The organism is Streptomyces pactum (genome assembly GCF_002005225.1).
GTDB classification, from domain to species: Bacteria; Actinomycetota; Actinomycetes; order Streptomycetales; family Streptomycetaceae; genus Streptomyces; species Streptomyces pactum_A.
Genome location: NZ_CP019724.1, coordinates 7,652,912 through 7,670,893 on the forward strand (window position 1 = coordinate 7,652,912; position 17,982 = coordinate 7,670,893).

20 protein-coding genes and 1 pseudogene are annotated in these 17,982 nt (G+C 72.8%); 10 read left to right on the top strand and 11 right to left on the bottom strand.

What is annotated here, in order from left to right:
• Positions 1–41: 41 nt before the first annotated feature.
• Positions 42–485 carry an SPW repeat protein gene (locus tag B1H29_RS33465; RefSeq protein ID WP_055420384.1) on the bottom strand — a complete coding sequence of 148 codons (444 nt, stop codon included), beginning with the start codon at positions 483–485 and terminating at the stop codon, positions 42–44.
• A gap of 117 nt (positions 486–602) precedes the next feature.
• On the opposite strand from B1H29_RS33465, the gene B1H29_RS33470 reads away from it, so the two are divergent.
• A complete protein-coding gene (locus B1H29_RS33470) occupies positions 603–848 on the top strand; it encodes a hypothetical protein (protein WP_159027871.1) in 246 nt (81 codons plus the stop codon).
• A 203-nt stretch (positions 849–1,051) separates the two neighbouring features.
• Here B1H29_RS33470 and B1H29_RS33475 read toward each other — a convergent pair whose 3' ends face one another.
• Positions 1,052–2,161, bottom strand: a complete 1,110-nt coding sequence (locus tag B1H29_RS33475) for an acyl-CoA dehydrogenase family protein (protein WP_055420382.1) — start codon at positions 2,159–2,161, stop codon at positions 1,052–1,054.
• Between the two features lie 154 nt (positions 2,162–2,315).
• On the opposite strand from B1H29_RS33475, the gene B1H29_RS33480 reads away from it, so the two are divergent.
• Positions 2,316–3,632 (top strand): aldehyde dehydrogenase family protein, encoded by a 1,317-nt coding sequence (locus B1H29_RS33480; protein WP_055420381.1) that lies wholly within the window; start codon positions 2,316–2,318, stop codon positions 3,630–3,632.
• Between the two features lie 438 nt (positions 3,633–4,070).
• On the opposite strand, the gene B1H29_RS33485 is transcribed toward B1H29_RS33480, so the two are convergent.
• Positions 4,071–5,186: a MerR family transcriptional regulator gene (locus B1H29_RS33485; protein ID WP_234393125.1), complete on the bottom strand. Its 1,116-nt coding sequence runs from the start codon at positions 5,184–5,186 to the stop codon at positions 4,071–4,073.
• 47 nt (positions 5,187–5,233) lie between these two features.
• On the opposite strand from B1H29_RS33485, the pseudogene B1H29_RS33490 reads away from it, so the two are divergent.
• From B1H29_RS33490 to B1H29_RS33500, 3 genes and pseudogenes are all read left to right on the top strand, one after another.
• Positions 5,234–5,593: pseudogene (locus tag B1H29_RS33490) on the top strand (MFS transporter); the annotation flags it as partial.
• A gap of 191 nt (positions 5,594–5,784) precedes the next feature.
• Positions 5,785–6,675, top strand: a complete 891-nt coding sequence (locus B1H29_RS33495; RefSeq protein WP_055420379.1) for a glycoside hydrolase family 19 protein — start codon at positions 5,785–5,787, stop codon at positions 6,673–6,675.
• Positions 6,676–6,704: 29 nt separating this feature from the next.
• Positions 6,705–7,604 (top strand): aldo/keto reductase, encoded by a 900-nt coding sequence (locus B1H29_RS33500; protein WP_055420378.1) that lies wholly within the window; start codon positions 6,705–6,707, stop codon positions 7,602–7,604.
• A gap of 215 nt (positions 7,605–7,819) precedes the next feature.
• Here B1H29_RS33500 and B1H29_RS33505 read toward each other — a convergent pair whose 3' ends face one another.
• Positions 7,820–8,278 carry a pyridoxamine 5'-phosphate oxidase family protein gene (locus B1H29_RS33505; RefSeq protein ID WP_055420377.1) on the bottom strand — a complete coding sequence of 153 codons (459 nt, stop codon included), beginning with the start codon at positions 8,276–8,278 and terminating at the stop codon, positions 7,820–7,822.
• A gap of 124 nt (positions 8,279–8,402) precedes the next feature.
• Between B1H29_RS33505 and B1H29_RS33510 the strand changes: the two genes are divergently transcribed.
• Positions 8,403–8,798, top strand: coding sequence for a VOC family protein (locus B1H29_RS33510; protein WP_055420376.1), 396 nt, complete (start codon positions 8,403–8,405; stop codon positions 8,796–8,798).
• A 44-nt stretch (positions 8,799–8,842) separates the two neighbouring features.
• Entirely contained in the window at positions 8,843–9,922 is a 1,080-nt protein-coding gene (locus B1H29_RS33515; RefSeq protein WP_055420375.1) for an adenosine deaminase, read from the top strand.
• Here the strand turns inward: B1H29_RS33515 and B1H29_RS33520 are convergent.
• Both B1H29_RS33520 and B1H29_RS33525 read right to left on the bottom strand, forming a co-directional pair.
• Positions 9,904–10,419: a mycothiol transferase gene (locus B1H29_RS33520; protein WP_055420374.1), complete on the bottom strand. Its 516-nt coding sequence runs from the start codon at positions 10,417–10,419 to the stop codon at positions 9,904–9,906. The two genes, B1H29_RS33515 and B1H29_RS33520, sit on opposite strands and share 19 nt — an antisense overlap.
• A 25-nt stretch (positions 10,420–10,444) precedes the next feature.
• Positions 10,445–11,329, bottom strand: coding sequence for a LysR family transcriptional regulator (locus tag B1H29_RS33525; protein ID WP_055420373.1), 885 nt, complete (start codon positions 11,327–11,329; stop codon positions 10,445–10,447).
• 129 nt (positions 11,330–11,458) lie between these two features.
• On the opposite strand from B1H29_RS33525, the gene mgrA reads away from it, so the two are divergent.
• Positions 11,459–12,451: an L-glyceraldehyde 3-phosphate reductase gene (gene mgrA, locus B1H29_RS33530; protein ID WP_055420372.1), complete on the top strand. Its 993-nt coding sequence runs from the start codon at positions 11,459–11,461 to the stop codon at positions 12,449–12,451.
• A gap of 106 nt (positions 12,452–12,557) precedes the next feature.
• Here the strand turns inward: mgrA and B1H29_RS33535 are convergent, their stop codons facing one another.
• On the bottom strand, positions 12,558–12,938 hold the full coding sequence (locus B1H29_RS33535) for a nuclear transport factor 2 family protein (RefSeq protein WP_055420371.1): 381 nt from the start codon (positions 12,936–12,938) through the stop codon (positions 12,558–12,560).
• 361 nt (positions 12,939–13,299) lie between these two features.
• Between B1H29_RS33535 and B1H29_RS33540 the strand changes: the two genes are divergently transcribed.
• Positions 13,300–13,710: a hypothetical protein gene (locus B1H29_RS33540; protein WP_055420370.1), complete on the top strand. Its 411-nt coding sequence runs from the start codon at positions 13,300–13,302 to the stop codon at positions 13,708–13,710.
• A gap of 27 nt (positions 13,711–13,737) precedes the next feature.
• Here the strand turns inward: B1H29_RS33540 and B1H29_RS33545 are convergent, their stop codons facing one another.
• The 3 genes from B1H29_RS33545 to B1H29_RS33555 all read right to left on the bottom strand — a co-directional run bounded on the left by B1H29_RS33545 (position 13,738) and on the right by B1H29_RS33555 (position 16,277).
• Positions 13,738–15,021 (bottom strand): streptophobe family protein, encoded by a 1,284-nt coding sequence (locus tag B1H29_RS33545; protein WP_199832407.1) that lies wholly within the window; start codon positions 15,019–15,021, stop codon positions 13,738–13,740.
• Between the two features lie 252 nt (positions 15,022–15,273).
• Positions 15,274–15,693, bottom strand: coding sequence for a PRC-barrel domain-containing protein (locus tag B1H29_RS33550; protein ID WP_055420369.1), 420 nt, complete (start codon positions 15,691–15,693; stop codon positions 15,274–15,276).
• On the bottom strand, positions 15,690–16,277 hold the full coding sequence (locus tag B1H29_RS33555; protein ID WP_055420368.1) for a PRC-barrel domain-containing protein: 588 nt from the start codon (positions 16,275–16,277) through the stop codon (positions 15,690–15,692). Before B1H29_RS33555 ends, B1H29_RS33550 begins: the two co-directional genes overlap by 4 nt.
• Positions 16,278–16,422: 145 nt before the next feature.
• Here B1H29_RS33555 and B1H29_RS33560 point away from each other — a divergent pair, with 145 nt between their 5' ends.
• Positions 16,423–16,878 carry an ATP-binding protein gene (locus tag B1H29_RS33560; RefSeq protein WP_055420367.1) on the top strand — a complete coding sequence of 152 codons (456 nt, stop codon included), beginning with the start codon at positions 16,423–16,425 and terminating at the stop codon, positions 16,876–16,878.
• A 61-nt stretch (positions 16,879–16,939) separates the two neighbouring features.
• On the opposite strand, the gene B1H29_RS33565 is transcribed toward B1H29_RS33560, so the two are convergent.
• Positions 16,940–17,827, bottom strand: a complete 888-nt coding sequence (locus tag B1H29_RS33565) for an RNA polymerase sigma factor SigF (protein ID WP_055420366.1) — start codon at positions 17,825–17,827, stop codon at positions 16,940–16,942.
• Positions 17,828–17,982 lie beyond the last annotated feature (155 nt).

The following is a 17,982-nucleotide window of genomic DNA, read 5'->3' on the forward strand; positions in this document are numbered from 1 at the left end:
CGCGAGGGCGGGCCGGTCCGTGCTCTTCCCTTCCCGTGCGTCTAGGGCTTGCGCATGCTCTTCGCCGCCGTAGCGGCGCACACCGTCCCCAGGGCCAGGGTCAGGGCGCCGATGATGATGTTGTTCCAGATGACGCCGGCGTCCGGGTTCGTGCCGACGATCCACGGCGAGATGATCATCCAGATGCCCATCGCGCACATCGCCCCGCTGAGGCCGTACATGCGTTCCGGGGCACGAGTGAAGCCGAGGGCCAGCAGACCGATGGCGATGCCTATGATCAGGTTGTGGGCCACCAGTGCGGGCTGGCTCGTGGTGAAGTGGAGTATCCACGGTGACACGGCGCAGTAGAGGCCGAGCAGGAACACCGGCCCGTCCACGAGTGCCACGTCCCGGCCGCCGCCGAGCATGCGGGCGTAGCGTGCCTGCATCTCCGGGGCGTCGGGGTGGCTGGAGAGGTCACCTCGGGTGTGCGAGACGTTGGCCATGAGTCGTCTCCTTTGACTTACCGGGCCTTGACCGCGTCTGGTGCGGTGTGCGGTAACGCCGCATACGTCCATTCTGCTCTTATTTCTCCCTTATGTGTAGTCGTGGGCGGGCGGGACATGTCCACGACTATCGCGGGCAGACGCTCCGGCAGGAGAGCACGGACGGACGCGGGGGCAGTGGAGGTGGCCGACGCCATGGACGCGAAGGTGCTGGAGCGATTTCCGGCGGGGTCGCCGCGCGGTTCGTGGCCGGCGGAGGAGTACGCCGCACGCCGTCGTGCGCAGGGTGAGCCCGCGACCGTCGTGATGGACCTGCGGTCGGACGCCTTCCTGGTCGTCGTGCCGGCCCGCGACGAGGACTGAACAGGGGCCCGGGAGCGCGCGGTTGCCCGTCTTCCCTGCCGGCCCACCGGAGAGACGGTGCCGCCGCTCGCCACCGGGGGTGCACCGCCCGTGACCGGTGGCCGTCGACCACATGCCCCGCCCGGTGCCGAACTCCGAGGGCGCGGCGCACATCCCGCCGGGCCGGTCCACCTGCCGCCCCTCGCCGCCGAGCGGCTGCGGCCTCAGCCGGCGCAGGCGCGGGAAGGCGACGGCGCACCATTGCCGTCCGCGGTACGGAACGAGGCCAGCGCGGCCAGGTGGGCCTGGCGCACCGGCGCCGTCTGGCCCTGAACCAGCAGGAACATCCCCTCTCGCGCGAGCCGTTGGGCCGGGCTGTCGAGACTCGTCGCGCGTCCGCCTCCGGCCACGACCGCCGCCGTCGTGGCCGCCCGCATGAGGTCGTACGCCCGCGTCCGCATCGCCAGCCGTTCCTCGACCCGTCCTCGCGGGACGGGACGGTCGGCGAGCGCGTATGCCCGCGTCCTGACCTCGTCGAGCCGGCCACGCAGCGAGCGCGCCGCCTCCTGCTCGTCCGCCGTGTCGCCGAGCAGGTCCAGCGCGGCGGACGCGACGCCGAAGACGGCCGGCGAGGTGTTGGCGCTGCGGGGCACGTCGACCCGGGCGAACTCCTCGCGCGGCGTACGCAGCACCACGGAATCCTCCGGCACCCGCAGGCCGTCCAGCACCAGGGACACCGTGCGGGCGGCCGTCAGCGCCGCGAGCCGCATGGGCGGTGACGGACGCAGCCCCGGCTGCTCACGGGCGTCGGTGACGGCGAACACCACCTCGTCCGCCTCGGTCACGCCCGCGAGCAGCATCACGTCGTTGAGGCCCCAGCCGGTGTACCAGGGCACGGTGCCGTCGAAGCGCAGGCCGCCGCGCTCGGCGGTGGCGCGCACCGGGACCCGGGGGAAGGCGCGGACGTGCGCGTAGGCGATGCCTGCCAGCAGCTCGCCGGTCGCGAGCGGGCGCAACAGGCGTTCGCGGGCGGGGAGTCCGGGCTCCGCCTTCGCCAGCAGCCGTACCGGCGTGTGGTGCTGGGTCTGCACGAACCAGGTGGAGCAGCACGCCCCGGCCAGGATCTCCGCGACCTCCCGGGCCACCGGGTCCGGGGCGCCGGCCCCGCCGTACTCCCCGGGAGCGCTCACGCCGAGGAGACCGGACCGCCGGACCGCCTCGATGTGGCTCGCGGGCACACCGTTCTGGTCGACGCGTTGCGCGGACGGGGCGAGGAGACCGTCCGCGAGCCGGCGGGCCTCGGTGACGAGCGGGTGGGGCGTGGTGGTGGTCATGGAGCGATTCTCGCGAGCGGGCGCGACTGTGACGAGGACGCACGCGGAACAGTCGCCGCGGTCGGGGAATGTATGTGGTTCCCGAAAGGTTGGTAATTACATCAAGTCGTCCAGTCGGTGTCCGGCACCGTAATCCCCACCAGCGAGGCACACCGTGAACCATCCCGGCCCCGAGCAGCCCGCCGACGTCGTGGCCCGGCTGCGCGCCACCTTCCGCACCGGCCGCACCAAGCCCGTCGAGTGGCGCACCGCACAGTTGCACCGGCTGCGCGCGCTGCTCACGGAGAACGGCCCGGATCTCGAGGCCGCGCTCCACGCCGACCTGGGCAAGAGCGCCGCCGAGGCCCAGCGCACGGAGATCGGCTTCACCGTGCGCGAGATCGACCACACCCTCGACCACCTGGCCGACTGGCTGCGCCCCGAGCCCGCCCCCGTCCCGGCGCACCTCGGCGCCGACGCCACCGCCTGGACGCAGTACGACCCCCTCGGCGTCGTCCTCGTCGTCGCGCCCTGGAACTACCCGGCCCAGCTCCTGCTCGCCCCGGTGGTCGGCGCCCTGGCGGCCGGCAACGCGGTGGTCGCCAAGCCCAGTGAGCTGGCCCCGGCCACCTCCTCCGTGCTGGCCCGCCTGCTGCCCCGGTACCTCGACACCGAGGCCGTGGCCGTCGTCGAGGGCGGTGTCCCCGAGACCACGGCCCTGCTCGCCGAGCGCTTCGACCACGTCTTCTACACCGGCAACGGCACCGTCGGCCGCATCGTCATGCGCGCCGCCGCCGAGCACCTCACCCCGGTCACCCTCGAACTCGGCGGCAAGTCCCCGGCGTTCGTCGACCGCGACGTCGACCTCGACGTCGTCGCCGCCCGGCTGGCCGGCGGTAAGTTCCTCAACGCCGGCCAGACCTGCGTGGCCCCCGACTACGTCCTGACCGACCCGGAGACGGCCGCCGCCCTGGAACCGGCGCTGGTCCGCGCCGTCGAGGGACTGTACGGGACCGACCCGGCCCGGTCCGCGGAGTACGCGCGGATCGTCAACGAACGCCACTACGACCGGCTGACCGGCCTGCTGGACTCCGGCCGGGTGGTCGTCGGCGGTACGGGCGACCGGTCGGAGAAGTACATCGCGCCGACCGTGCTCGCCGACGTCGCTCCCGAGGCGCCGGTGATGCGGGAGGAGATCTTCGGTCCGATCCTGCCGATCGTCACCGTGTCCGGACCGGACGAGGCGATCGACTTCGTCAACGACCGGGACAAGCCGCTGGCCCTCTACGTCTTCAGCGAGTCCGACGCGACCCGGGAGCGGTTCGCCGCCGAGACGTCGTCCGGCGGTCTCGGCCACGGGCTGCCGCTGGCCCACCTCACCGTCTCCGACCTGCCGTTCGGCGGGGTGGGGGAGAGCGGCATGGGGAACTACCACGGCCGCTACTCCATCGAGACGTTCAGTCACCGCAAGGCGGTCCTGAAGAAGCCGTGAGCCGACGGGCCGGCGGTCCCGAAGGCACTGCTCAGCCGATCGACGCGAGGAGTCCACGCCGACCCGGCCGGGTGCCCGGCCGGGTCGGACCATGTCGTCCGGAGCACCGCGGGCCGAGTCGGCGCGTCGCGGGATGTGCCGGGGCGGCGACCCCACCGGTCAATCCGGTTCGCCGGGGCCGGGGCCGAAACCGGTGGCCGCGGGCGAACGCGTGTCAACCCGCCAAGACCGTTTTGGGTGCGGGCGCTGCGGTGCTCCTCGCCCGCTCCGCCGCCGCGAGCCAGGCCCGGCGCGTCCGGTCGACAGGAGCCGGGACCAGCCTGCTCGCCCGCGTCTCCGAAGCCGGCTCAGGACCGGCTCGCGCGGGTGGAAGGCCGGCTCAGGACCGGCTCGCGCGGATCGACCGGTGCGGCTCGCAGGGCCGGCGCCCGACGCGGTTCAGGCCGTGAGCAGGCGGAGGCCGAGATCTGCCGCGTCGAGGTCGGCGAGGTCGCTGTTGCGCTCGGCCCACCGGCCGGAGCCGAGGTCGTCGCCGAGGCTTCGTACCGCCCGCTGCTCGGCCTGGGGCCCGACTCTCGTCCAGACCGACATGGCACGGCGCACGTGGTCCTCCAGATACGCCCCCGGCCGGCGCCAGTACGCCTCGAACAGACCGTCGGCGCAGTCCCACGGGATGGGCACCGGTTCGGCCCGGGCGCCGATCGCGTCGGTCATCCCGGCGAGCGAGGGGAACTCCGTGAGGACGGCGGCGAACTCGGGCAGGTAGTCGCGGGCCAGCCAGAACCGGTCCTGCCACCCGGGCTCGTCGGTGTCGAACGTGAGCACCACCACCCGGCGGGCCACGCGCCGCATCTCGCGCAGTCCCGCTATCGGGTCCCCCCAGTGGTGAACGGTGGAGACGGCCATCGCGACGTCGAAGGACCGGTCCTCGAACGGCAGGCTCTCCGCGGCGGCGGCCACGCACGGCGCGGAGCCGGCGGGCCGCTGCGCCCGCATGACCGCCGATGGCTCCACCGCGGTCACGTCACGACCGGCGGGTTCGTAGGAGCCGGTGCCGGCCCCGACGTTCAGCACCGTCTCCGCGTCCCCGAGCGCGTCCCAGATCTGCGCGGCGATCCGCGGATCGGTACGCCGTGTCGCGGTGTAGGCGCCGCCGATCGCGTCGTACAGCCGTGCACCGAGCATCCCCAGTTGCTCCTCCGGTGTCACCCGCAGTCCCTTCGCCCGTGTCCCGAGTTCCCTGTCGATGGCCGCCACCATGGCGTCGGCGCGATCGCGCCGCTCCAGCATCAGGCCGCGCAGCCGGCGCAGCTGCGCGACCGCGTCGGTGGACGGGTCGCCGACCAGTTCCGCGACCTCCCGCAGGCCGAAGCCCAACCGCCGGTAGGCCAGCACCTCCCGCAGCTTCTCCACGTCGCCCGCCGAATAGGCCCGGTACCCGGCAGAGGTCCGGGCCGACGGCCGAACGAGCCCGATCTCGTCATAGTGATGCAGCGTGCGGACGCTCACGCCGGCCAGGCCGGCCACGCGTCCCACGGTCCAGTGCTCCTCCATGGCAACGACTGTGCGGCCTGACGCCACGTGAGGGTCAAGCGCGTCAGCGCACCCTCGGACCGTTCCTCACGGCGATCGCCGTGGGGGCGTCGGCGTCCCTCTTCTCGGGATCCTTCACCCGCTGTCCCCGCCCCGGCCTGGTCATGCTCGGCGGTTCCGCCACCTGGGGCGCGGCGTTGACGCTGTTCGGCCGCGTCAGCGCGGCCGAACAGATCGTCGGACAGGCCGGACCCGACATCGGCAACATGCGCGGCGGCCTCGTGGCAGACGCCTCCTCGGGGGCGGCGGCGCTCGTCAGCGGTGGCCTGCTCTGTCTCGGGGCCGTTGCCGTAGTGGGAGCCACGACGGCAGACCTGCGAGGATCCTCCGCTTCCTGCTCCGCCCGTACCGGCTCGGCCAACTCGTGAGTGTGGTCCGGGAGTCGGCAAAACTGGTCTACACCCTTGACTGGTACAGACCAACGCGGTTGAGTGTGCCTCCCACCCCCCACCACGGCCGCCCCCACGCCGTGGCCGGTCCGTCCGGCACGCGCGCACAAGGCCCGCTTCGCCCTGCCCTTGTACGGGAGCGGCCGTGCTCCGCCGAAGGAGGCAGACCTGTGTCGAGGCGCCGTATATCCGCCCTGGTGACCGTACTCGCCCTCGCGGGAGCCGTGCCCGTGCTCCTGCCCGCCACCGAGGCCTCCGCCGCCGCGTGTTCGAGCTACCCGGCCTGGTCGGCCGACGCGAACTACAACGCCGGCGACATCGTCCGCTACACGGACGGCAAGGCGTACATCGCCGAGCACGCCAACCCGGGCTACGACCCGTTGATCAGCACCTGGTACTGGGAGCCGTACGCCTGTGACGGCGGATCCGAGACGCCGGTCGGCAACTTCGTGGTGACCGAGGCCCAGTTCAACCAGATGTTCCCGGGCAGAAACTCCTTCTACACCTACAGCGGCCTCACCGCCGCGCTCAGCGCGTACCCCGGCTTCGCCAACACCGGCAGCGACACCACCAAGAAGCAGGAGGCCGCGGCCTTCCTCGCCAACGTCAGCCACGAGACCGGCGGGCTCGTGCACATCGTCGAGCAGAACACCGCCAACTATCCGCACTACTGCGACTGGAACCAGCCCTACGGCTGCCCGGCCGGCCAGGCCGCCTACTACGGGCGCGGCCCGATCCAGCTCAGTTGGAACTTCAACTACAAGGCCGCGGGCGACGCGCTCGGCATCGACCTGCTGAACAACCCCTGGCTGGTGCAGAACGACGCGGCCGTCGCCTGGAAGACCGCCCTGTGGTACTGGAACACCCAGACCGGACCCGGCAGCATGACCGGGCACAACGCCATGGTCAACGGCGCCGGCTTCGGCCAGACGATCCGCTCCATCAACGGCTCCCTGGAGTGCGACGGCAAGAACCCCGCGCAGGTGCAGAGCCGCGTCACCAAGTACCAGCAGTTCAGCCAGATCCTCGGCGTTTCACCGGGCGGCAACCTCTACTGCTGACCCTCCCCGGGTGTGTGCGAAACTCCGCCATGACCTCGCAAACGATCACCGCGGAGTCCGCGGGCACCTGGACCCTCGGCGACCTGCCCGTCCGCCGCGTCGGCTTCGGCGCGATGCGGCTGACGGGCAGTGCCGCCTTCCACCTGGGCACGCCGAGCGACCGGGAGCGCTCCCTCGCCGTACTGCGCCGGGCGGTCGAACTCGGCGTCAACCACATCGACACCGCCGCCTTCTACTTCTCGTCCCTGCGCTCGGCCAACGAACTGATCAACAGGGCCCTCGCGCCCTACCCCGACGACCTGGTGATCGCCGCGAAGGTCGGCCCGTACCGCGAGTGGTCGGGGGAGTGGGGCACCTCCGCCCGGCCCGGGGACCTGCGCGCCCACGTCGAGGAGAACCTGCGCCAGCTCGGCCGCGACCACCTCGACGTCGTCTACCTGCGCCGTATGCGGCAGGACTCGATCGCCGAGCACTTCGCAGCCCTCGCCGAACTGCGCGAGGCGGGCCTGATCCGCCACCTCGGCATCTCCGACGTCGAACCGCGCCACCTCGCCGAGGCCCAGGCCATCGCACCCGTGGTCTGCGTCCAGAACCGGTACGGCCTCGGCTTCCACGACCCCGCCACCGACGGACTCCTCGCCCTCTGCCGTGCGCAGGGCATCGCCTTCGTGCCGTTCTACGCCATCGCAGGCGAGGCCGGACCGCGGGGCGCCGGCACCGCCCACGAGGACGAGGTCCGGGCGGTGGCCCGGGCGCACGGCGCGAGCCCCGCGCAGGTGCGGATCGCCTGGACCCTGCACCAGGGCCCGAACGTCCTGGCCATCCCCGGCACCGGCGACCCCGGCCATCTCGCCGAGAACGTCGCGGCGGGCGCCCTCCGTCTCACCGGCGAGGAACTGGCGCGACTCGACGGCGCCCGGACGGGCTGAGGCGCAGCGGGCGGCTGGTTGCCCGGGCCGGCTGAGGGGCCGGGGCGCCGGCCGGGTCGAGGTGCGGGATGCCCGGACGGCCGGGTGCCGGGCGGGCTGAGGGGCCGGGGCGGCGGGGCGCCGGCCGGGTCGAGGTGCGGGATGCCCGGACGGCCGGGTGCCCGGCGGGCTGAGGCCCCGACCGGCGGCCGGGCGCCCGCACGGGCCCACGCGTACTACACGGTCCAGGCGCCGTCCCGCATGATGTGCCGCTTCCTCAGCTCGCGCGTCTCGTGCCACGCCTGCACCGCGAGCGGGCGCACCCGGAACCAGGCGTACGACGCGCCGTCCTCGCGAGGATCCCAGCCGGTCTTCGCGAGGAACGCCTGGGCCGCCGCGGACGGCGCCTCCCGCAGGCCGAACGTCTCCACCTCGCCGTCGATCAGCACGACGTCCCGGGTGTGCCCGAGCGCCAGCCGGACCCGGCCGCCGTCGCGCAGATTGCGGCCGGTCGGGTTGGTGAGCCGGGTGCACAGCCACACCGACTCCCCCTCCCACACGAACCAGAGCGGAACCAAGCAGGGCACCCCCTCGGCGTCCGCCGTGGCCACCCAGATGTCCATCTCCCGTGCCAACCGGTCCAGCACGTCCTGCTTGCGCTGCCCGGGCCCGCGCGGCGGTGCCGTGATCTTCATGGCCACGACGGTAGCGGAGCGGCCACGCCCGCACCTCGGGCGCGAGGCCTAGGACCGGAGACTGGCGCGACGGCGGGTTTTACGTATAACCTCTCCCGTCAATCGCCCGTCCCGAAAGGCCCCGATGACACGCATCGCCCTGGTCACCCTCGTCGTCGACGACTACGACGAGGCGATCCGCTTCTACACCGAGGCCCTCGGGTTCCGCCTCGCCGAGGACGCGCCCCGGCCCGACGGTTCCCGCTGGGTCGTCGTCGAACCCGGCGACGCGGCGGGAGGCGCCGCCCTGCTGCTGGCCCGCGCCAAGGGGGAGGCCCAGCGCTCCCGGATCGGCGACCAGACGGGCGGGCGCGTCGGCTTCTTCCTGTACACCGACGACTTCGTCCGCGACCACGCCCGCATGGCGGCCGCGGGCGTGACCTTCCTGGAGGAGCCCCGGCACGAGCCCTACGGCCGGGTCGCCGTCTTCCAGGACCTCTACGGCAACCGCTGGGACCTGCTCCAGCCCGCCGCCTCCTGACCCGTCCCCCATCCCCGCACCGACCCGTCGAGGAACGACCGCACATGTCATCTACGCGCATAGACACCGACACGCTCCGCCGCCTTCCCAAGGCCGTGCTGCACGACCACCTCGACGGCGGCCTGCGCCCCGCGACCGTCGTGGAGCTGGCGGAGACCGTCGGCCACACCCTGCCCACCACCGACCCCGACGAGCTGGCCGCCTGGTACTACGAGGCCGCCAACTCCGGGGACCTGGTGCGCTACATCGCCACCTTCGAGCACACCCTCGCCGTGATGCAGAACCGCGAGGGCCTGCTGCGCACCGCCGAGGAGTACGTCCTCGACCTGGCCGCCGACGGCGTCGTCTACGGCGAGGTCCGCTACGCCCCCGAGTTGATGACCGGCGGTGGGCTGACCCTCGCCGAGGTCGTCGAAACCGTCCAGGAGGGGCTGGCCGCCGGCATGGCCAAGGCGGCGACCGCGGGCACCCCGGTCCGCGTCGGCACCCTGCTGTGCGGTATGCGGATGTTCGACCGCACCCGCGAGACCGCCGACCTCGCGGTCGCCTTCCGGGACGCCGGTGTCGTCGGCTTCGACATCGCGGGCGCCGAGGACGGCTTCCCGCCCGCCGACCACCTCGACGCCTTCGAGTACCTGCGCCGCGAGAACGTGCCCTTCACCATCCACGCCGGCGAGGCGCACGGGCTGCCCAGCATCCACCAGGCCCTCCAGGTGTGCGGCGCCCAGCGCATCGGCCACGGCGTGCGCATCACCGACGACATCCCGGACCTCGCGGCGGGCAAGCTCGGCCGGCTCGCCGGCTGGGTCCGCGACCGCCGGATCGCCCTGGAGATGTGTCCGACCTCCAACCTCCAGACCGGTGCCGCCACCTCGATCGCCGAGCACCCCATCACCGCGCTCAAGGACCTCGGCTTCCGCGTCACCCTGAACACCGACAACCGCCTCGTCTCGGGCACGACGATGACCCGGGAGATGTCCCTGCTGGTCGAGCAGGCGGGCTGGACGGCCGAGGACCTGCGTTTGGTCACGGTGAACGCGCTGAAGAGCGCCTTCATCCCCTTCGACGAGCGCGGGGCCCTGATCGAGGACGTCGTCCTGCCGGGCTACGAAGCGGCGCTCTGAACGAGCCCGCGCACATAGGCGGCCTGTCCGGCGTGCTGGAGATCGTCGGACAGGACGCTGACCAGCCGGGCGCCCAGGGTGACCAGCGGGTCCCAGTTCTCGTCCACGATCCGCTCCAGGTCCCCCGCCGTCAGGGAGCGCAGGGCGCCGAGCGTCTGCTCGTGCACGGCGTCGTAGTAGCCGGTGAGCAGGCCGGCCGAGTCGACCCGCACCTTCGCGACCTTCGCGGAGCTGTGGCCGTACCCGGTGTCGTGGCGTGGCAGCCCGAGGCCGAAGCGTTTCTCCCACGCGTCGGCCAGCCACACCTGGTCGAGCCCGAAGGCGTCCGCGATGTGGTCGTCCTGGACCCGGGTGAGGTGCCAGAGGAGCCAGGCGACGGAGTTGGCGTCGTCGGCGGGACGGGCGTTCAGGCCGTCGGGGTCCAGGCCCTCGACGGCGGCGTGGACTTCTTCCTGGATGCGGCCGTAGCCCTCGATGAGGATGTCCTTCGCATGCATACGTCCACCATCGCGCAGTCCGTCCTCACCCGCTCCCCGTTTCCAGCAGTCCCATCAGCGCCCGCGCCGCCGGGCTGGTGGCCTGGGCCGGCGGCAGCAGCGCGATGGTCTCGTACGCCGTGTCGCCGGAGCCCCTCAGCGGCAGCGAGGTGAGGGAGGCCCGCTTGTGCCGGAAGTGACGCGGCACGACCGCGATGCCGAGGTCCTCGTCGAGCAGGTCCAGCAGACCGTGCACGTCGTTCACCTCCAGCGCGACGGTCCGCCGTACGCCCGCCTCGGCGAAGGCGGCGTCGGTGACGCGGCGCGGGCCCCAGTCCGGGTGGAAGTCGACGAAGACCTCGTCGGCGAGATCGTGCGGGGTCAGCGCCGCGCCGCCCGTCGCCACACGGTGGCCGGGATGGCACAGGACCGTCATCGGCTCGCCGGCCAGCGAGACGGAGCGCAGTTGGTCCGTGTCCGCCTGCGTCCGGTAGGCGAAGGCCAGGTCGAGGCGCCCGGCAGCGACCTCCTCCGCCAGCTCGCCCGAGCCCGCCTGCCGCAGCCGGATCTCCACGTCCGGATGCTCCCTGCGGAACGCGGCCAGCAGTCCCGCCACCGGCACCCCGGCGATGCACTGCTCGGCGCCCAGCGACAGCGTGCCGCGCAGCACGCCCTGTACCGCGGCGACCGCCTCGTGCGCCGAGCGGACCTGTGCGAGGATCCGCTCGGCCTCGCCCAGCAGCGCCCGTCCGGCCTCCGTCAGCGTCACCCGGCGGGTCGTGCGCACGAACAGCGGGGCCCGCAGCTCCCGCTCCAGTGCCCGGATGGAGGCCGACAGGCCGGACTGCGAGACCATCAGCCGCTCGGCCGCGCGGGTGAAGTGCTGGTCCTCGGCGACCGCCACGAAGTGCTGGAGATGACGCAGTTCCATGACTGAGAAGCGTAGCCGCACAATTTCATCGGATTCTTCTGTTGGACCACTGCACGCAGGTCACGACAGAGTGGGACACGGTTCCGCCAAAGCCCCGTACCCCCGGGTGCCAACCCCTCTGGAGTCGCGTTGTACACCGCACACCCCGACCGCTACGCGGACATGCCCTACCGGCGCACCGGACGCAGCGGTCTGAAGCTCCCCGCGCTCTCGCTCGGCCTGTGGCACAACTTCGGCCCGGACCGCCCCGTCGAGACCCAGCGCGCCATCCTGCGCCGTGCCTTCGACCTCGGCGTCACCCACTTCGACCTGGCCAACAACTACGGTCCGCCGCCCGGTTCCGCCGAGTCCGCCCTCGGCGAGGCCCTGAAGGCCGACTTCGCGCCGTACCGCGACGAGCTGGTCATCTCCACCAAGGCCGGATACCTCATGTGGCCCGGCCCGTACGGCGAGTGGGGCTCGCGCAAGTACCTGCTGTCCTCCCTCGACCAGAGCCTGACCCGGATGGGCCTGGACTACGTCGACGTCTTCTACTCGCACCGCCCCGACCCGGAGACTCCCCTGGAGGAGACGATGGGCGCCCTGCACACGGCGGTGCAGCAGGGCAAGGCGCTGTACGTCGGCGTCTCCAACTACTCCCCGGAGCAGACCCGCGAGGCCGCCCGCATCCTCGCCGAGCTGGGCACCCCGCTGCTGATCCACCAGCCCCGCTACTCCATGCTCGACCGCCGGCCCGAGACCAGCGGCCTACTGGACGCCCTCGACGAGTTGCGGGTCGGCTCGATCGCGTACTCCCCGCTGGAGCAGGGCCTGCTGACCGGCCGCTACCTCGACGGCATCCCGGAGGACTCGCGCGCCGCGAGCGACAGCCCGTTCCTGAACTCCGACGCGGTCACCGGGGAACTGGTCGGCAAGCTGCGCGCCCTGGACGAGATCGCGAAGTCCCGCGGCCAGTCGCTGGCCCAGATGGCGCTGGCGTGGGTGCTGCGCGGGGGCCGCGTGACCTCCGCCCTGGTCGGCGCGAGCAGCCCGCGGCAGTTGGAGGACAGCGTCTCGGCCATCGGGAACCTCGACTTCGGGGCCGACGAACTGGCCCGGATCGACAAGATCGTCACGCGGTAGGACCCACACACCGACGATCCCGGAGGCGGGCCGCCCGCTCCGGGATCGTCGGCGTACGCGGGCGTCGGGGGCGACGCCGGGGGCGGAACGCAACCCCCGGCGGCCGTCACGCCCCCTCGGGCACCCGGTCCAGGAAGCCGTACACGGCCCGGATGCGGTCCTCGCCGTCCAGCGTGACCACGTCGGACCCGGCCACCGGCGCCGACCCGTCGGCCTCGCTCACCAGCTCCCAGGAGAAGCGCACCGTGTCGTGATGCCCCTCCACGGCACCGGTCCGCCGGAAGAAGAAGCCGGGGAACTGCTCGTGCGCCGCCGCGATCACGGCCGCGATCTGCTCGTGGCCGCGGACGTCGGCGAGGGGGTCGGTGTAGCCGCCGTCATTGGTCCAGGCCGCCGCAACCGCCTTGGCGCGGGCGTCCGGCCCCGCGTTCCAGGCCTCGAAGTAGCGGGCGACGGCGTCGTCGTAGCGGCCGGTGGGTGCGGACATGGCGATCGGCCTCCATTGCGGTGGTACGTGCTGGTCGGGTACCGGATTCCGGTCGCGGCGACCCGGTACCGCAACCATGCCCGCGCCCGTCGGCACCGTCGATTACCCCGGGGGTCATGCGGACGGCACACGCCGGGTCGCGAGGACGGGAACGGGCGCCGCAGCGTTTCGGCCACCAACGGCCGTGAATATGCCAGGAGACTGGCCGGAAATTCATGGTGACAGTGGTTCAGTAGTGAACATACTCACCTCTAGGGCGTCTCACACCATGCGACGGCGCCCTCACGCACAGCACACGAGCCACACGGACTTCACGCCCGGCCGGCGGGTCGGCGGGCTGGGCGACGGGGGGAGGGGAGCGGTGCACGACGAGTTCCTGTGCCATGTCACCGCCTACGGTGTCTGTGACGGCCGGCGCATCGGAGTCCCGCTGGGAACCTACCGGGCCCCCACCCTCGCCCTCGCCCTGTGGTGGCTGCGCGACCGCGCCTCCTGGATCGCCGAGCGCCTCGATCCGCAGCCCGACACCCCGCACTTACCGCGCGGCGCCCTGACTCCGGTCGCCGACGACGCCCCCGACGTGCCGCGCGTCCTGCGCACCTGGTGCGCCGACGACGTGCAACAGGAGCTGGTCGCCGACGAGTTGGCAGCGGGGCGGCTGGTGCGCGTCGCGACCAGCGACGACACCACCGAGTACGAACTGATGGCCGAGTCCGTGGACGCCCTGCGCATGCAGCGGGCCTCTCCGCCACTCGTCGTCCCCGTCGCCTGAGCCGCCCGAGCGCCTCCGGCGGCCTCCCTAGGACCGGGCAGCGGCCCGGCCACCCCGTCGGCCCGCCCACCGCGCGAGCAACGCGCCGAGGAACCCGGCGACGAGCCCCCACAGCAGGGCGAGACCGACCGCGCCCCACAGACGCGGCCGCAGGAACAGCCGGCCGGACAGCCCGCCGTCCAGGTCGCCGATGCCGAGCACCGACAGGCCGTAGTACGCGGAGATCCGGCCGACGAGGCCGATCATGAGGACCGTGAGCGCCAGCGCCACGGCCATGCGCACGGCGTGCAGCCAGACCGGCGTCCCGGCCGGAGAGCGGTACGCGAGGAGGAACCCGGCGGCCGGCAGCAGCAGCGCCGCGACCACCAGGAGCCACCACCACCGCCCGTCGTGCTCGGTCAGCGTGCCGAGGTCGAGGGCCGAGACGTCCGGCGTGCGCAGCACCTCGTCGAGCACGTGCGGCATCGGCAGCCCGAACGGCCCCTCCACCCGCCCCTCCCAGGTGGCACCGAGGCCGATGGTGAGCGCGAGCCACGCCAGGTTCGGCAGACCGAGCAGGAGGACGGCGAAGGTGTCCGCCGGGTGGCCCCGCGTCCCGGCGACGACCAGGCCGACGACGACGCCGACGACGACGTACGCGAGCAGCAGGCAGACCATCGCGTACGCCGCCGGCCGCACCGAGGCCTGCCGGCGCAGCAGCCGTCCGGGCAGCGGCGCCCCGCGCGAGACCAGCAGGGCCAGCACCAGCACACCCGCCAGCCACAGCAGCCCGAAGAGGACGGTCAGCGGCACGTCCGTGGTGAAACCGACCGTCGGGGTGACGCCGAACAGGTCGCCGAGGTCGTCGAGGACACCTTCGCCGAGGGACACCTCGAAGGTCTGCCGTGCGGCGAAGGCCAGCCCCAGGAGGGCGAGCAGCCACAGGACGGCGATCCGCCCGGCCCAGCTTGCCAGCTCCGGCGCACCGGTCACCGCCCGGTGGCGCAGCGGCCGCAGAAAGCCCCGGGCGATCACCAGCGCGCCGGTCAGCGTGACGGACAGCGGGAGCACGGTCAGCCCCGCGTCGGTGTCGGCGAACCCGCCCGCGTCGCCGGACAGTTCCAGCGCGCCGCCGACGGCGGTGACGACGGTGGCCGTGACGACCCGGGGGAAGGCGTTGTCGGGCAGGTCCGTGGCGCCGGCCGCCCAGAGCCCGAGCGCGGCCACGACACCCATGGCGACCAGCCCCGCCAGCACCGTGCCGAGGGCCTGGACCCAGCCGTGCCGGGCGGCTGCCCGGCCGGACGGGCCGGAGGATGTTCGCGAGCTCACGCCGCCACGCTAAGCAGCCCGCCCCGGGCGCGCCCGCCGACAGGGCCGTCCGCGCCGGCCGGCGCGTGCGAACGGACTCGAGCGGTCCCGGTGATCCGGCCGCGACGGCCGCGACGGCCGGTACGGCCAGACGTGCGCGCGTGCTCGGCCGGGGTTGTTCGGACTGCGGCCGAGCCCGGTCGGGCCGGCCAGGTCCGCCGCGCGGCCGTGGGCGGTCGGTGCGGGGCGTCCGGTGTCCGGCGGGGGAGTGGCTCAGGGCGTGCGGATGACGAGGGCGTGGTCGCCCAGCCCGAGCAGGTGGCCGGGCGGTACTTCGCCCCGGGTGGTGAAGACCGCGAGGACGCGGCCGGTCTCCGGATCGAACGCCGCGTCGAGCACCGTCCCGTGCTCGGTGCCCGCCTCCGTGAGGATCCGGTGGCCCAGCAGGTCGTGGTGGGGCGCAACCGCGTTCGGGGCCGAGGTGGGCGGACGGACCCGGACGACGGTCGGGTCTATCGTGTGCACCGCGTCCCAGGGCAGCACGGTCTCCCTGCGGAAGCGGCCGCCGCGGAGCCGGACGTGGCTCACCGCGCCGGATGCGATGTCGACGGTCAGCGACGTCACGGTGCCGAGCGGCCCGTCCCCGCCCGGCGGCACCACCGGGAGGCCCCGTACCTCGGTGAACAGCATCACGGCGGCGAGCCCCTCCAGTGCCCGGGTACACCGCCGACCAGGGCAGTGAAGCCCGGCAGGTCGTCCGCGACGTGCCGGACCGCGTCCGCGGGCAGGACGAGGGCCCGGCCGCTGACCGTGAGCGTCTCACCGCGCGGCACGTACACCCGGCGCCGGTGCCGGGACGGACCGGGGGCGAAACCCCGGCTCGCGGTCACCCGGAAGCCGACGACCCGCCCGCCGGTGCCGCCCTCCACCACGACGTCGAGCACCGTGCCCACCTCGGTGCCCGACTCCGTCAGCACCCTCGCCCCCAGCACCCGGGACCGCAGGGTGGTCTGCTGCTCCACCATCATGACCGCGGCGCTCACCAGTCCCCGCCGGTCGAGGATCATCACCGCGTCGTGGCCCAGCGCGTGTACGGCCGACCACGGCAGACCCTCCTTCATCGGGCCGGACAGCAGCCCCCGCCCGGTCAGGGTGAAACCGGTGATCCGGCTCGCGGCGGCGTCGCATACGGTGTCCTTGACGTGCGCGACGGCGTCGCCGCCGAGGGTCACCACCGGCCGGGTGGTGAGGCTTCGCACGGTCATCAGTTCCTTCATCGCACACCCTTCCCGCACCCTCGGGTTCCCCGCGCCACTGTGACGATGCCCGCAGTCCGAAAAGACGGGGACTGCGAGGCCGGGCTCGGGGTACGAGGACAGGTGCAGCAGCGTCCGGCCAGTCCGGCTTCCGAGAGAGAAACGCATGACCGAGTACCTGGACGGGGCAGTGATACCGACCGGTTTCGACGTACCCGTTGAACCGCTGAGGCGGGCGGCACACTACTCCGGTGAGCCGGGATGCATAGCGGAGGCCCGTTCCTTCGCCTCGCTCTTCCTCGACCAGTTGAGGACCGAGTGGTGCGCCACGGTCGGCCCGCGCGCCGACGGGGCCGTGCTCCTCGTGGTGAGCGAGCTGATCACCAACGCCGACCGCCACAGCAAGGGGCCGTACATCCTGGAGCTGGAGGGCACGGGCACCTCGGTGGCGGTCACCGTCTACGACAGCAGCGGCGCGGTTCCGCAGCGTTTCCCCCGCGACCCAGAGCGCGTCGGCCGGCACGGCCTGGAGATCGTCCACGCCCTGGCCAACGCGGTCGTCGTCGAACGCGTTCCGGTCGGCAAGCGGGTACGCGCCGTGGTGCCGCTCACCGAGGCGTGAAGAACGTGCCGCCCCACTCCTGAGCGTGGGGCGACACCGGCGTCGTCCGCGTCCTCGTCCCTCAGGCGCAGCCCAGCTCGCCCAGCATGCCCTCGCGCAGCCGGGTGATGATCCGCTTGATCAGCCGGGACACGTGCATCTGCGAGCAGCCGAGCTGTTCGCCGATCTCCGCCTGGGTGGCCTCCTCCACGAACCGCATGTGGATGATCTGCCGGTCGCGCTCACTGAGCTCGGCCATCAGCGGGGCGAGCGAATGGAAGTCCTCGACGAGCCGCAGCCCGTCCTCCTCCACCCCGATGAAGTCGGCCAGCACCGACTCGCCGTTGTCGGACCCGTCCCCGGTCAGCGCGGCGTCCAGCGACGAGGAGTTGTAGCCGTTGGACGCGATCTGGCCCTCGACCACCTCGTTCTCGCTGATGTTCATCAGCGTGGCGAGTTCGGCGACGGTGGGCTCGCGGTCCAGGCGGGAGGAGAGCTCCTCGCGGGCCTTGGCCAGCTCCACCCGCAGCTCCTGGAGGCGCCGCGGCACGTGCACCGCCCAGGTGGTGTCACGGAAGAAGCGCTTGATCTCGCCGACGATGTACGGCAGCGCGAAGGAGGTGAACTCGACCTCGCGCGACAGCTCGAACCGGTCGATGGCCTTGATCAGGCCGATCATGCCGGTCTGGACCACGTCCTCCATGTCGTCCCCGCGACCGCGGAAGCGGCCGGCCGCGAACCTGACGAGCGACATGTTCATCTCGATCAGCGTGTTGCGCGCGTACTGGTACTCGTGCGTGCCCTCTTCGAGTTCCGTCAGGCGCTGGAAGAACTGGCGGGACAACTGCCGCGCGTCACGCGGCGCCACGGCGCGGGGGTCCACGACACCCGGCAGTGATCCGTCACCCGTCCTGCTCCCGGTGCCCTTTTCGACGACCTGCGCTTCCGGCCGGACCACGGCGGTCTCCATTACCTCTCCCACGAAAGTCACGGTTCGACGTCTCCCTAGGTTCTTCCCGCTTGCGGGTACCCGGGCCGCGACGGCACATGCCCCCCGGTTTCACGGGTGGCGAGAAACTGGTGCCGCTGCGTCATCGCGGGGTGATGCGTACCTCCTCAGGGTAG

Bases quoted from the DNA above. Each gene is read 5' to 3' on its own strand.
- B1H29_RS33555 (WP_055420368.1), bottom strand. From the start codon at position 16,277: ATGAAGGAACTGATGACCGTGCGAAGCCTCACCACCCGGCCGGTGGTG.
- B1H29_RS33500 (WP_055420378.1), top strand. From the start codon at position 6,705: ATGACCTCGCAAACGATCACCGCGGAGTCCGCGGGCACCTGGACCCTC.
- B1H29_RS33565 (WP_055420366.1), bottom strand. From the start codon at position 17,827: ATGGAGACCGCCGTGGTCCGGCCGGAAGCGCAGGTCGTCGAAAAGGGC.
- B1H29_RS33520 (WP_055420374.1), bottom strand. From the start codon at position 10,419: ATGCATGCGAAGGACATCCTCATCGAGGGCTACGGCCGCATCCAGGAA.
- B1H29_RS33465 (WP_055420384.1), bottom strand. From the start codon at position 485: ATGGCCAACGTCTCGCACACCCGAGGTGACCTCTCCAGCCACCCCGAC.
- B1H29_RS33535 (WP_055420371.1), bottom strand. From the start codon at position 12,938: ATGTCCGCACCCACCGGCCGCTACGACGACGCCGTCGCCCGCTACTTC.
- B1H29_RS33525 (WP_055420373.1), bottom strand. From the start codon at position 11,329: ATGGAACTGCGTCATCTCCAGCACTTCGTGGCGGTCGCCGAGGACCAG.
- B1H29_RS33475 (WP_055420382.1), bottom strand. From the start codon at position 2,161: ATGACCACCACCACGCCCCACCCGCTCGTCACCGAGGCCCGCCGGCTC.
- B1H29_RS33560 (WP_055420367.1), top strand. From the start codon at position 16,423: ATGACCGAGTACCTGGACGGGGCAGTGATACCGACCGGTTTCGACGTA.
- B1H29_RS33485 (WP_234393125.1), bottom strand. From the start codon at position 5,186: ATGGAGGAGCACTGGACCGTGGGACGCGTGGCCGGCCTGGCCGGCGTG.
- B1H29_RS33510 (WP_055420376.1), top strand. From the start codon at position 8,403: ATGACACGCATCGCCCTGGTCACCCTCGTCGTCGACGACTACGACGAG.
- B1H29_RS33470 (WP_159027871.1), top strand. From the start codon at position 603: ATGTCCACGACTATCGCGGGCAGACGCTCCGGCAGGAGAGCACGGACG.
- B1H29_RS33515 (WP_055420375.1), top strand. From the start codon at position 8,843: ATGTCATCTACGCGCATAGACACCGACACGCTCCGCCGCCTTCCCAAG.
- B1H29_RS33505 (WP_055420377.1), bottom strand. From the start codon at position 8,278: ATGAAGATCACGGCACCGCCGCGCGGGCCCGGGCAGCGCAAGCAGGAC.